Origin of the sequence: Streptomyces griseus (genome assembly GCF_900460065.1) — a bacterium.
In the GTDB taxonomy this organism is placed as follows: domain Bacteria; phylum Actinomycetota; class Actinomycetes; order Streptomycetales; family Streptomycetaceae; genus Streptomyces; species Streptomyces griseus.
The window spans coordinates 30,914-43,902 of record NZ_UAVD01000039.1 but is presented as its reverse complement, the minus strand read 5'-3'; the positions used below and the strand labels follow the sequence as shown (position 1 = coordinate 43,902).

Here is a 12,989-nt window from a genome sequence, read left to right as displayed (position 1 = left end):
TCCGTTATCCGGGCGGCCACTGGAGGCCGCGGCCGCCCAGGACGTGTGCGTGGGCGTGGAAGACGGTCTGGCCGGCTCCGGAGCCCGTGTTGAGGATGATCCGGTAGCCGCTGGCGTCGACCTTCTCGTCGGCGGCGACCTCGCCGGCCTCGCGCAGGACGTCCGCGGCGACGAGGGGTTCGGCGGCGGCGAGGGAGGCGGCGTCCGGGTAGTGGACCTTGGGGATGACCAGGACGTGGGTCGGGGCCTGCGGGTTGATGTCGCGGAAGGCGACGGTGGTCTCGCTCTCGCGGACGATGGTCGCCGGGATGTCTCCCGAGACGATCTTGCAGAACAGGCAGTCGGACTGCGGCTCTCCCGCCATGGCGCCGGGCCTCCTCGTTCGCTGGTGATCGGTACAGGGGCATGCTATCCCCGGCCCGGCGGGCCTCGTTCAGCCCCAGCGCCCCGTGCGCCCGAGCAGCAGCGCGGTCGCGGCCGTCCCGGCGGTGGAGGTGCGCAGCACGCTGCGGCCGAGCCGGTAGGGGCGGGCGCCCGCCTCGGCGAAGGCGGCCAGTTCCTGCGGGGAGACGCCGCCTTCCGGTCCGACGACGAGGACGATCGAGCCGCCGGCGGGGAGTTCGGCGGTGGCGAGGGGGGTGCTGTCGTGGTCGCGGTCCTCATGGAGGACCGCGGCGAAGTCGGCGGCGGCGAGCAGGGCGGCGACCTGCCTGGTCGTCATGGCCTCCGCCACCTCGGGGAAGCGGACCCGGCGGGACTGCTTGCCGGCCTCCCGCGCCGTGCTGCGCCACTTCGACAGCGCCTTGGCTCCCCGGTCGCCCCTCCACTGGGTGATGCAGCGGGCCGCCTGCCAGGGCACGATCGCGTCGACGCCGGTCTCGGTCATCGTCTCGACCGCCAGCTCTCCCCGGTCGCCCTTGGGGAGCGCCTGGACGACGGTGATCCGCGGGTCCGGCGCGGGCTCCTCGTGGACGCCGAGGCCGGTGACCGTGAGCCGGTCCTTGCCCTCGGCGGCCCGCACGACGCCCTCCGCCCAGTGGCCGAGCCCGTCGGTGAGGACGACGTCCTCGCCGGGCTGCAGCCGCTTCACGGAGACGGCGTGCCGTCCCTCGGGTCCCTCCAGGACGAACTCCGGCCCGGTGGGCATCCGTTCGACGACGAAGACCGGTGCGGTCACCGGGGGCTCCTCATGCTCAGGGCCACGCGGGCGGCCTCCAGTTCGGCGGCGAGCAGCTCGATCAGCTCGCCCGCGGGCAGTTCGCGGGCCATCCGGTGGCCCTGTCCGGCCCACAGCGCCATGCCCTGGGCGTCCCCGGCCCGGGCGGCGGCCCGGCGCAGCCCGCTGGTGACGTAGTGGACCTGGGGGTAGGCGGCGGGGGCGTAGGGGCCGTGTTCGCGGACGAAGCGGTTGACCAGGCCGCGGGCGGGCCGCCCGGAGAAGGCGCGGGTCAGCTCGGTGCGGACGAACAGCGGGTTGGTCAGGGCCTGCTTGTGCAGCAGGTGCGCCCCGGACTCGGGGCAGGCCAGGAAGGCGGTGCCGAGCTGGGCGGCGTCCGCGCCGGCGGCGAGGACCGCGGCGAGCTGCGCGCCGCGCATCAGTCCGCCGGTGGCGAGGATCGGGATCTGCACGGTCTCGCGGACCTGGGCGATGAGGGAGAGCAGCCCGGTGCCGGTCTGGTCGAGCTGCGGGTCGTCGCGGTGGGTGGACTGGTGGCCGCCGGCCTCCACGCCCTGGACGCAGACGGTGTCGGCGCCGGCCCACTGGGCGCTCTGGGCCTCCTCGGCGGAGGTGACGGTGACGACGGTGTGCGTCCCGGCGCGGGCGAAGGCGTCCAGGGTGTCGCGGGTGGGACAGCCGAAGGTGAAGGAGACGACCGGGACCGGGTCCTCCAGCAGGATGGCGACCTTGGCCTCGTAGCCGTCGTCGCCGCTGCTGTCCGGGTCGCCGAGCGGGGTCTCGTACCAGGCGGCCTCGCCGGCGAGCTGGTGGCGGTAGACCTCGACGGCGCTGGGGTCGGCGAGCACGGGCTGCGGCATGAAGAGGTTGACGCCGAACGGTCCACCGGTGAGCCGGCGCAGCTGTTTGATCTCGTTGTACATCCCGTCCGCCGTCTTGTACCCGGCGGCCAGGAATCCGAGGCCGCCGGCTTCGGCGACGGCCGCGGCGAGCTGGGGACCGGAGGCGCCGCCCGCCATGGGGGCCTGCACGATCGGATACCGGCAGAGATCGGTCAACTCGGAGGACATGACCGCATCGTGCCACGTCCCGCGCAACGGGGCCGAATCAGCCAGCCGACGTCGTGACCGGTTCTGCCGCGGTACGCGGCACCGCCCGCCGGTTGGGAACCGACGGGCGGTGCGGTGAAAGGCGAAAAGCGGTTCAGCGGCCGTTGAAGGCGTCCTTCAGCCGGGAGAACAGCCCTTGCTGACCTGGCTGAAACTGGCCAAGAGGTCGCTCCTCGCCGCGGAGCTTGGCCAGCTCCCGCAGCAGCCGCTCCTGTTCCGCGTCGAGCTTGGCGGGGGTCATCACCTCGACGTGGACGATCAGGTCGCCCCGGCCGCCACCGCGCAGATGCGTGATCCCGCGTCCGTGCAGGGGCACGGACTGGCCGGACTGGGTGCCGGGCCGGATGTCGATCTCCTCCAGGCCGTCCAGCGTCTCCAGCGGGCACTTGGTGCCGAGGGCCGCGGCCGTCATGGGGATGGTGACCGTGCAGTGCAGGTCGTCGCCGCGCCGCTGGAAGACGGAGTGCGGCAGCTCGTGGATCTCCACGTACAGATCGCCGGGCGGGCCGCCGCCGGGGCCGACCTCGCCCTCTCCGGCCAGCTGGATACGGGTGCCGTTGTCGACGCCCGCGGGGATCTTCACGGTCAGGGTGCGCCGCGAGCGGATGCGGCCGTCGCCGGCGCACTCCGGGCAGGGGGTGGGCACGACGGTGCCGAAGCCCTGGCACTGCGGGCAGGGGCGCGAGGTCATGACCTGGCCCAGGAAGGACCGGGTGACCTGCGAGACCTCGCCGCGTCCGCGACACATGTCACAGGTCTGGGCGGAGGTGCCGGGGGCCGCACCCTCGCCGCTGCAGGTGTTGCAGACGACGGCCGTGTCGACCTGGATGTCCTTGGTGGTGCCGAAGGCCGCCTCGTTGAGGTCGATCTCCAGCCGGATCATGGCGTCCTGGCCCCGCCGGGTGCGCGAACGGGGCCCGCGCTGGGCGGCGTTGCCGAAGAACGCGTCCATGATGTCGGAGAAGTTGCCGAAGCCGCCGGCCCCGAAACCGCCCGCGCCACCGCCGCCGCCGTTCGCGGAGAGCGGGTCGCCGCCGAGGTCGTAGACCTGCTTCTTCTGCGGGTCCGAGAGCACCTCGTAGGCGGCGTTGATCTCCTTGAACCGCTCCTGGGTCTTCGGGTCGGGGTTGACATCCGGGTGCAGCTCGCGGGCGAGCCGACGGAATGCCTTCTTGATCTCGTCCTGAGATGCGTCGCGGCGCACGCCGAGTACGGCGTAGTAGTCCGTGGCCACTTACGACTCCGCCAGGATCTGTCCGACGTAACGTGCCACTGCGCGTACCGCTCCCATCGTTCCGGGGTAGTCCATGCGGGTCGGTCCGACCACGCCGAGTTTGGCGACTGCCTCGTCGCCCGAACCGTAGCCGACCGCGACGACGGACGTGGAGTTGAGCCCCTCGTGGGCGTTCTCGTGCCCGATCCGTACGGTCATGCCGGAGTCCGTGGCCTCACCGAGCAGCTTCAGCAGGACGACCTGTTCCTCCAGTGCTTCCAGCACCGGCCGGATCATCACCGGGAAGTCGTGTCCGAAGCGGGTGAGGTTGGAGGTGCCGCCGATCATCAGCCGCTCCTCCGTCTCCTCGACGAGTGTTTCGAGGAGGGTGGAGAGAACCGTGGAAACCGTCCCCCGGTCCTCGCTGTCGAAGGATTCCGGCAGCTCCTGCACCAGTTGCGGGACATCCGCGAAGCGGCGTCCGACGACCCGGCTGTTGAGCCGGGCCCGCAGATCCGCGAGCGATGCCTCGCCGAACGGCGCAGGGCAGTCGATCATACGCTGTTCGACCCGGCCGGTGTCCGTGATCAGGACGAGCATCAGCCGGGCCGGGGCGAGCGCCAGCAGTTCCACGTGCCGCACCGTCGAGCGGGTCAGCGAGGGGTACTGCACGACGGCGACCTGCCGGGTGAGCTGCGCGAGCAGCCGTACCGTCCGGCCGACCACGTCGTCGAGGTCGACCGCGCCGTCCATGAAGTTCTGGATGGCCCTGCGCTCGGGCGAGGACAGCGGCTTGACGCCCGCGAGCTTGTCGACGAAGAGGCGGTACCCCTTGTCGGTCGGGATGCGCCCCGCGCTCGTGTGCGGCTGGGCGATGAAGCCCTCGTCCTCCAGCACCGCCATGTCGTTGCGGACGGTGGCCGGGGAGACCCCCAGCCGGTGCCGCTCGGTCAGCGCCTTGGAGCCGACGGGCTCCTCGGTGCCGACATAGTCCTGGACGATGGCGCGCAGCACTTCGAGTCTGCGTTCGCTGAGCATCGCGCACACCTCCAGCTGTGTCTCTCGGCGTCTGCCTGGCACTCGGTGCGTTCGAGTGCCAGCAATCCCCGCGGTCAGTGTACGGGGGTGGGGTGGGGCGGGGGCAAGGGCGACCGGCCGCCCCACCACGGGGCCGAGCAGGTCGTTGCCGATAGCGTCCTGGTATGGACGTCGCTTGGGAAGACTTCGGGTGGGAGCGGTTGGGCCGCGGTGTGGGCCGGCGGCGGCTCCCGGGCTGGGACGCCACCGTCGCGCTGGTCGCCGGCGCCGAGGGGGTGCTGCTGTACGACACGGGTTCGACGCTGCGCGAGGGCGTGGAGCTGCGGCGGCAGGCCGAGGCGCTGCTCGGCCGCAGGGTGACGCATATCGCACTGAGCCACCCCCATTTCGATCATGTGCTGGGCACGGCGGCGTTCGCCGGGGTGCGGGTCCACGGCTCGGCGGGCCTGACCGCTCTGCTGCGGGACGGGGAGCAGGCGCTGCACGGGGACGCCGTGCGGCACGGGGTCCCCGAGGACGAGGCGGCCCGGTCGGCGGACACGCTGGTGGTCCCGCACGAGGAGGTGCGCGGCGAGCGGACGCTCGATCTGGGCGGCGGTCGCCGGGTGCTGCTGGCCGATCTGGGCCCCGCCCACAGCAGCCATGACCTCGCGGTGCTGGTGCCGGGCTCGGACGGCGAGCCTCCGGTGGTGCTCTGCGGCGATCTGGTCGAGGAGTCGGGCGAGCCGCAGGCGGGCCCGGACGCGGTGCCCGCGCGCTGGCCGGCCGCGCTGGGGAGGCTGCTGGAGCTGGGCGGCGAGGACGCGCTGTACGTACCGGGGCACGGGGCGGTGGTGGACGCGGCGTTCGTCCGGGCGCAGCGGGCGGCGCTGGCGGAGCGGTTCGCGGCGTGAGGATCCGCGCGGCGGCGTGCGGTTCCTCACGGCGGCGGGCGGATCTCGCGGCGGCCTGAGGACCTCGCGGCGGCGTGCCGTTCCTCACGGCGGCGGGCGGATCTCGCGGCGGCGTGAGGTTCTTCACTGCGGCGGGCCGATTATCGTCGGGCCATGCGCAGCTACCAGCCGGACCTGACCCCGCCGTGGAAGCGGTCCGCCCCCGTGCCCGAGGTGCCCGCCGAACCCGATCTGGTCGTGGAGGAGGTCGCCACCGGCTTCTGCGGGGCGGTGATCCGCTGCGAGAAGACCGCCCAGGGGCCGACCGTGACCCTGGAGGACCGGTTCGGCAAGCACCGGGTGTTCCCGATGGAGCCGCGCGGCTTCCTGCTGGAGGGCAGGGTCGTCACGCTGGTGCGCCCGGGCCCCGGCGGCCCGGTGCGTCCCACCCGTACGGCCTCCGGTTCGGTGGCGGTGCCCGGGGCGCGGGCCCGGGTGGCGCGGGCCGGGCGGATCTATGTGGAGGGCCGGCACGACGCGGAGCTGGTGGAGCGGGTCTGGGGCGACGACCTGCGCATCGAGGGCGTGGTCGTGGAGTACCTGGAGGGCATCGACGACCTTCCGGCGATCGTCGGGGAGTTCGCGCCGGGGCCGGACGCCCGGCTGGGGGTGCTGGTGGACCATCTGGTGCCCGGCTCCAAGGAGTCCCGGATCGCGGAGCGGGTGACCGGGGACCACGTGCTGGTGGTGGGGCACCCGTACATCGACGTGTGGGAGGCGGTGAAGCCGTCCTCGGTGGGGATCGACGCCTGGCCGGTGGTGCCGAGGGGGCAGGACTGGAAGACGGGCGTGTGCCGGGCGCTGGGGTGGCCGCCGAACACCGGTGCGGCCTGGCAGCACATCCTCTCCAAGGTCCGCAGCTACAAGGACCTTGAACCCCAACTACTGGGCCGCGTAGAGGAATTGATTGACTTCGTCACTCTTCCGGACTGATGTCCCCCGCCTGATTCCGGCCTGTTGCAGGACTGTTGAAGAGGATCTCGTACCGATCCCTGTGAATGTCTGCGTCCCACACGCACCATCGGCTATTGAGGGGGAGAACGGGCAGGCGGTTCAGGGGCCCGAAGGGCTCACGGGGGAAGGACAGGGCCGATGGCGCGCGAGGTCTGGCGGGACAGTGCGGACAACGAGGCGGCCTCGGCCGTCTTCCATCTGATACAGCAGCTGATCGACCGGTACCGGGTGAACCGGCCGGTGATGCCGCTCGTGGTGGTGCAGGCGGCGGACGCCGGGGCCGCCCCGGAGATCGACGCGCGGGTGGAGCAGCTCGTGCACCAGGTGCACCGGGCCAACGAGTTGCGCCGGGTGCCGGTGCGGCTGCTCGACGGCGAGGGGGCGACCCCGTACGAGGCGGCGCTGGACATGGTGCGCACGCTCTCCGAGAAGCCGTGGGAGACCCGCGAGAACACCCAGTACAAGACCTTCGCCTTTCCCCGCTCCCGGCTGCTCGGGGCGATCGAGCAGGCCACCGCCGCGGTGGTCGAGCAGTCCGACGGGAACACCTCCGAGGTGCGCGAGGAGCGGATCCTGGAGCAGCTGAGCCGGCTGCGCTGGCGGTCCGGCCGGCCGCGCGGGGGCACCCGGTGGGCCGCGCTGCGGCAGTCGGTGCGGCCCGAGACGTTCGTCGGCGCGCTGTTCATCGCCCTGCTCAGCGTGTTGCTCGGGGAGATCGACTGGCTGCTGACGGCCCTGGTGGCGGCCGTCGCGCTGATCGGGCTCGCCGTGGTGGGCCTGGCCAGCCGGGCGGCGCCGCCGCTGCTGTGGCTGCGCCGGGCCAGCCGGTGGTTCGCCACCACCTCGTCCCTGGCCGCGTCCAGCACCGGCTATCCGTCGGACGGCTGGTCGTGGCTGTCGCCGAGCGGTTCGTGGCGGGTGATCCGGGCCCGGGCGGCGGCGGTCGCGGAGCGGGTGGCGGACGCGGGGGCGGGCGACGAGTACGCGCGCCAGTTCCACCTGGAGCTGCGGGTGCAGGCACTGCTGGAGGATCTGCGGCACAACTACCGCCCGCACTCCCTGGACTGGCGACGCAGCAAGCGCACGGTCCCGCCGGTGGTGTTCCTGCCCCGGGCGACGCAGGACAACGGCGGCATCCTGCTGATCAACGCGATCAACAGCGTACGGTCGCGGCGCAGCGAGGTGGATCCGCTGCTGCTCCTCGCCTCGCTCCAGGCCCCGGAGATCATGCGGCACACCCCGCCGCTGCCCCCGGAGCGGCCGGGTCCGGGCGCGCCGTCCGGTTCGTCCGGGGCGCGGGCCCGCTACGAGCGCTGGGCCGACGATCTGAGCCTGGGGCAGTCGCCGGTGGCGGCGGCGACCCTGGCGTGGGTGCTCCTGCTGCCGCTGTCCACCGAGAAGCTCACCCACGAACACGCGCACGCGCAGCTCGTCACCCACCGGGTGCGGCGGACCTGGGCGTGGTGGGTGATGTCGCGGGCGAGCATCGCCGTGCTCGTCGTGGGCAGTCTGCTGGGGGCGTTCCTGTGGGCCGGCACCTGGCGGGACACGTACTGCCACGGTCCGCTGACCGACCGCAACACGGACGCGATCTGGGCCGGCGAGGACGGCGACCGGGAGTGCGTCGGGGTGGCGACCGCCCCCGAGGTGTTCTTCGCACGGGGCAACGACCTGGAGCTGAACGGGGCCGGGAAGGGCATCACCTTCGAGCGGATCGAGCAGGCGATCCGGGACGAGAACGACGACATCGAGCCGGGCGACGCGTACGTGACGGTCGTCTACGCGGGTCCGCTCACCGCCACGGGCAAGGACCGGGAGGCGACCCGCAAGGGCCTGGAGGAGCTGACCGGCGTCTATCTCCAGCAGCGGGCGGTGAACAAGACCGTGCGCCGGTCGGTGAAGCTGCGGGTGCTGACCGCGAACGGCGGCGAGGACATGCTGCGGCAGCTCACCGCCGTACGGAAGATCATCGAGGTGGCCCGGCGGGATCCCTCGGTGGTCGGGGTGGTCGGTCTCGGCCGCAACACCCAGGAGAGCGAGAAGGCGACGAAGCTGCTGCGCGAGGCCGGGCTGCCGCTGGTGAACACGACGAACTCCAGCAGCGACCTGCCCCGGGAGTTCCCGAACTACTTCGGCCTCGCGGCCACGGACGAGGAGCAGACGCATGTGCTGGGGCTGGTCGCCCGGCAGATCGCGAAGGACCTCGACCGTCCGCACGCGATCGTGCTGTCGCGCGAGGACCGCAACGGGGATCTCGACCGGTACACCGCCGAACAGCGGGAGGCGGGCCGGAAGATGCTGGAGGACGCCGACTTCGAGCTGGGCAAGGACGTGACGTACGACCTGGTGGGCGGGGCGAGTCTGAACGCCCCGCTGACGACCATCTGCCGGGCCGAGCGGGTGCCCGACGCGCTGTACTTCGCGGGGCGGGTCGAGGACGTACCGACGCTGATGCGCGGACTGTCGGAGACCACCGGCTGCTCGGACCGGCGGATGACGGTGTTCACGGGGGACGACCTGACGAAGGGGACGTTCGACGACAGCACGTCGATCGCGGCCAACGTCACGCTCTACCACAGCTCGCTCGCCCCGCTGGACCGGGGAAAGAACCTCGGCTTCTACGGGGACGCGTACCGCACGCTGCGGGCGCTGCACCCCGAGAAGGAGGTCACGGCGCTGGCGTCGGGGGGCCCGGCGTACGAGGACGGTCTGTTCGCCAGCGGGCAGACCGTGATCTCCTACAGCGCGACGGCCGCCCTGTACGACGCGGCGGCCCGTGGCGACCAGCGGCGGAGCGCGGCGGAGACCTGGGCGACGCTGCACACGGTGGACCTCAACAACATGCCGACGGGGACGGTCTCGTTCAGCCGGGCGAGGTCCTCGGTCTCCGACAACGTGCACGGCCTCAACATCGTCAAGGTGGTCCGCCCCGGGCCGAGCGCGGAGCGGACCCTGGTCTGCGGCAAGCCCGCCGGGGTCTCGCCCCCGCTGACCGCGAAGGACTGCCGGCCGTGAGCGGGGCGGCGTCCCCGGGACTCAGTCGACCAGGTCGCGCACGACGGCGTCGGCGAGGAGCCGCCCGCGCAGCGTGAGGACCGCGCGGCCCCTGTCGTACGGTTCCGGCGCCAGCAGCCCGTCGGCCAGGGCGCGGCGGGAGGCGGCGAGGCCGTCGGGTTTCAGGAGATCCAGCGGGCAGCCCTCGCGCAGCCGCAGCTCCAGCAGGATGCGCTCGACCCGGCGGTCCTCCTCGGCGAGGATCTCGCGGCCCGCGCCGGGCGAGCGGCCCTCGGCGAGCGCCTGGGCGTACGCGCCGGGGTGCTTCACGTTCCACCAGCGCACGCCGCCGACGTGGCTGTGGGCGCCGGGGCCCGCGCCCCACCAGTCCGCGCCGCGCCAGTACAGCTCGTTGTGGAGGCAGCGGCCGGCCTCGGTGGTGGCCCAGTTGGAGACCTCGTACCAGTGGAACCCGGCGGCGGCGAAGGCCTCGTCCGCGATGAGGTAGCGGTCGGCGTGGGCGTCGTCGTCGGTCATCGGGATCTCGCCGCGCCGGATGCGGCGGGCGAGCTGGGTGCCCTCCTCGACGATCAGGGCGTACGCGGAGACGTGGTCGGGGCCCGCGCCGATCGCGGCGTCCAGGGTGGCCCGCCAGTCGTCGTCGGACTCGCCGGGGGTGCCGTAGATCAGGTCGAGGTTGACGTGGTCGAAGCCCGCCGCGCGGGCCTCGGCGACACAGGCCTCGGGGCGGCCGGGGGTGTGCGTGCGGTCGAGGATCTTCAGGACGTGCTGCCTGGCGCTCTGCATCCCGAAGGAGACCCGGTTGAAGCCGCCCTCGCGCAGGGCGGTGAGGTAGGCCGGGTCGACGGACTCCGGATTGGCCTCGGTGGTGATCTCCGCGTCGTCCGCGAGCCCGAACTCCTCCCGGATCGCCGCCAGCATCCGCACGAGGTCGGCGGCGGGCAGCAGGGTGGGCGTGCCGCCGCCGACGAAGACCGTGCGCACGGGGCGCGGGTCGTCGCCGAGGACCTTGCGGGCCTGGCGGACCTCCTCGATCAGGTGGGCGGCGTAGTTGTCGCGGGAGGCCAGCGCCCCGCCGGAGCCGCGCAGCTCGGTGGCGGTGTAGGTGTTGAAGTCGCAGTAGCCGCAGCGGGTGGCGCAGTACGGAACGTGCAGGTAGAAGCCGAGCGGGCGGTCGGCTGCGCCTTCCAGGGCGTGACGGGGCAGCGCCCCGTCGTCGGGCACGGGCTCACCATCGGGCAGTACGGAAGGCATACCGACCATTGTCGCTCGCCGCGGGAGTTCCCCGGACCGGGCGCCTTTCTCCTTGCGCTGGGAGGCTCCCGGGGGGGGGGGGCGGGGGGTGTGGGTTTCGCGGGGGCCGGGGGCCGGGGCGGCAGGTGGCTCGGCCGGGCGGGCCCCCGGGCCGGGCGGGCCGGGCCCGGGCGGCTTTGGCCCCGCCGTGGCTCACCGGCCCGGGAGCGTGGCTTCGCGCCCGCCGGGCCGTTCAGTCCGCGTGCAGCACCAGCAGGGCCACATCGTCGTCCGGAGGCCGCTCGGCGAACTCGTGGACGGCCCGCCGGATGCGCTCGGCCGTCGCGTCGGCGGGCAGCCCGGCGCACCCGGCCAGCACCCGGGCCAGCCCGTCCCCGTCGTCGAACATCAGCGGGCCCGACCGCCGCTCGGTCACCCCGTCCGTGACGCAGAGCAGGGTGTCCCCGGGCGCGAGGTCGAAGTCCTGGCTCTCGTACGCCACGTCCTCGACGACCCCGAGCAGCACCTGGGGCTCGGCGGCCGGGCGTACGGAGCCGTCGGGGCGCAGCAGCAGCGGCAGGGGGTGCCCGGCGCTGGCCACCGTGCAGCGGACCCCGCCGCCGGGGAGCGGCACGACCTCCCCGTACAGCAGGGAGAGGAACCGCGACTGGGTGCCGTCGTGGAGTTGCCGGCCCCCGGCCGCGGCGACCATCAGGGCGGCGGCCTCCGCGGCCTCCATGGCGTCGTCGAGGAGCAGCCGGTTCAGCCGGTCCAGGACCTCCCCGACGCCGAAGCCCTCCCGGGAGAGCAGCCGCAGCCAGGGGCGGGCGAGGCCGGTGACGACGGCCGCCTCGGGCCCGCTGCCCTGGACGTCGCCGAGCACGAAGCACCAGCGGTCCCCCGGGCACGGGAAGATGTCGTAGAAGTCACCGCCGACCACCCCGTCGTCGCTGGGTTCGTAGACGAGGGAGCTGGTGACGCCGGGGATGTCGGCGACCTTGCTGGGGAGCAGACCGCGCTGGAGGATCCGGCTGATGGTGGCCTGCCGGGTGTAGGCGCGGGCCGCGCCGACGGCGAGGCCGAGGCGGCGGACGAAGTCCTCGATCAGCGAGGCGACGGCCTCCGGCACCTGGGCGACGCCCTCGCGGCCGACGAGGACGGTGCCGAGCGCCCGGCCGCCCGCGGTGATGCGGAAGGCGAGCGCGGCCCCGTCCCGGCCGCCGGGGTGCGGGGCCCGGACGGGGGCGGCCTCCCGGACTCCGCACCCCTCCGCGCCCTGCGAGCGGCCCTCCTCACGGTCCGCCCCGTTCTCCTCGCGGTCCGCCTCGTACTCCCCGTGGTCCTCCTCGACCGGGTGGGCGGGCCAGGGCACGGGGACGGAGACGGGACCGGAGCCGACACCGGCCGGCAGCCGGAGGGGCTCCCGCTCCAGGGCGGCGCGCAGGGGCTCGGTGCCGGTCTCGTCGCTGTGCCAGACCCGGGCGAGCCGGGGTTCGGCGGCCGGTCCCCCGCCCTCGGCCTCCAGCCAGATCGCGCACCAGTCCGCCAGCCGGGGCACCAGGAGCTGGCCCGCTATGGCGGCCACCAGGTCCTCGTCGAGCTGCCCGGCGAGCAGGTCGGAGGCCTCGGCGAGGAAGGCCGGGGCGCCCCGGCTGTCCCAGACCGCGTCGTCGCGCTCGGTGCGCCTGGCCGCGGGGGCGAGGATTTCGGCGGCGCGCAGACCGCGTCTGAGGGCCTCGCCGTCGGGCGGGGCGGGTGGGGCGCTCCAGTCGTCGACGGGGAGACGGGCCCAGACCGTCTTGAGGCCGGTGCGGTAGGTGATGCCCCAGGAGTCGGCGAGGGTGGCGACGAGCTGGAGGCCCCGGCCGTACTCGGCGGGGTCGGGCAGCTCACCCGGGTGTGCTCCGGCCGGTCCGGGGTCCGCCCCGGGCTCGTCGCCGCTCACCGGGCGGGCGGGGTGGTGGTCGGTGACCTCCAGGACGAGGGCGGCGGACGGCTCGTCGCCGCCCTCCTCCTCCAGCCCGAGCACCAGGTCGACGGTGGTCCCGGCGTGCACCACGGCGTTGGTGACCAGCTCGTTGGTGACGGTCACGGCGTCGTCGGCGAGCCGGTCGCTGAAGCCCACCGCCGCGGGCACCCCGATCCCGGTCCACTCCGCGAGCGCCGCCCGCACGAACCGGCGGGCGGCGGACGGGGCGAGCGGTATGCCGGGCAGGCTGGTGCGGCTGGCCAGGCGCGGGCCGTGCACGTGCCCGGCACAGGTGGTGCCGGGACGCTGCACGGTGTCCCGCTGCAAGGGAATGGGCGCCACGGTGCGG

General features: G+C 73.8%; 10 protein-coding genes. 3 read left to right on the top strand and 7 right to left on the bottom strand.

The genetic code is table 11. From position 1 onward, the window contains the following. Window positions 1–4: 4 nt before the first annotated feature. The 5 genes from DTB53_RS28320 to hrcA form a co-directional block, all read right to left on the bottom strand. The gene (locus DTB53_RS28320) at window positions 5–364 is read right to left on the bottom strand and encodes a histidine triad nucleotide-binding protein (RefSeq protein ID WP_003969259.1); all 360 of its coding nucleotides are present in this window, start codon (window positions 362–364) and stop codon (window positions 5–7) included. Window positions 365–433: 69 nt separating this feature from the next. Beyond that, window positions 434–1,177, bottom strand: coding sequence for a 16S rRNA (uracil(1498)-N(3))-methyltransferase (locus tag DTB53_RS28315; RefSeq protein WP_003969258.1), 744 nt, complete (start codon window positions 1,175–1,177; stop codon window positions 434–436). Further along, complete coding sequence (locus DTB53_RS28310; RefSeq protein WP_003969257.1) at window positions 1,174–2,247, bottom strand: nitronate monooxygenase; 1,074 nt, start codon at window positions 2,245–2,247, stop codon at window positions 1,174–1,176. Before DTB53_RS28310 ends, DTB53_RS28315 begins: the two co-directional genes overlap by 4 nt. 133 nt (window positions 2,248–2,380) lie before the next feature. Continuing rightward, window positions 2,381–3,520 (bottom strand): molecular chaperone DnaJ, encoded by a 1,140-nt coding sequence (gene dnaJ, locus DTB53_RS28305; protein WP_003969256.1) that lies wholly within the window; start codon window positions 3,518–3,520, stop codon window positions 2,381–2,383. Then, window positions 3,521–4,537 (bottom strand): heat-inducible transcriptional repressor HrcA, encoded by a 1,017-nt coding sequence (gene hrcA, locus DTB53_RS28300; protein WP_003969255.1) that lies wholly within the window; start codon window positions 4,535–4,537, stop codon window positions 3,521–3,523. Between the two features lie 164 nt (window positions 4,538–4,701). On the opposite strand from hrcA, the gene DTB53_RS28295 reads away from it, so the two are divergent. From DTB53_RS28295 to DTB53_RS28285, 3 genes are all read left to right on the top strand, one after another. Beyond that, window positions 4,702–5,430 carry an MBL fold metallo-hydrolase gene (locus DTB53_RS28295; RefSeq protein WP_012381015.1) on the top strand — a complete coding sequence of 243 codons (729 nt, stop codon included), beginning with the start codon at window positions 4,702–4,704 and terminating at the stop codon, window positions 5,428–5,430. 153 nt (window positions 5,431–5,583) lie between these two features. Then, window positions 5,584–6,402 carry a DUF3097 domain-containing protein gene (locus DTB53_RS28290; protein ID WP_012381014.1) on the top strand — a complete coding sequence of 273 codons (819 nt, stop codon included), beginning with the start codon at window positions 5,584–5,586 and terminating at the stop codon, window positions 6,400–6,402. A 159-nt stretch (window positions 6,403–6,561) separates the two neighbouring features. After that, window positions 6,562–9,438, top strand: coding sequence for an ABC transporter substrate-binding protein (locus DTB53_RS28285; protein WP_012381013.1), 2,877 nt, complete (start codon window positions 6,562–6,564; stop codon window positions 9,436–9,438). 21 nt (window positions 9,439–9,459) lie between these two features. On the opposite strand, the gene hemW is transcribed toward DTB53_RS28285, so the two are convergent. Both hemW and DTB53_RS28275 read right to left on the bottom strand, forming a co-directional pair. Then, a complete protein-coding gene (hemW, locus tag DTB53_RS28280) occupies window positions 9,460–10,701 on the bottom strand; it encodes a radical SAM family heme chaperone HemW (protein WP_042497218.1) in 1,242 nt (413 codons plus the stop codon). A 223-nt stretch (window positions 10,702–10,924) separates the two neighbouring features. Continuing rightward, a complete protein-coding gene (locus DTB53_RS28275; RefSeq protein WP_042497215.1) occupies window positions 10,925–12,982 on the bottom strand; it encodes an ATP-binding SpoIIE family protein phosphatase in 2,058 nt (685 codons plus the stop codon). Window positions 12,983–12,989 lie beyond the last annotated feature (7 nt).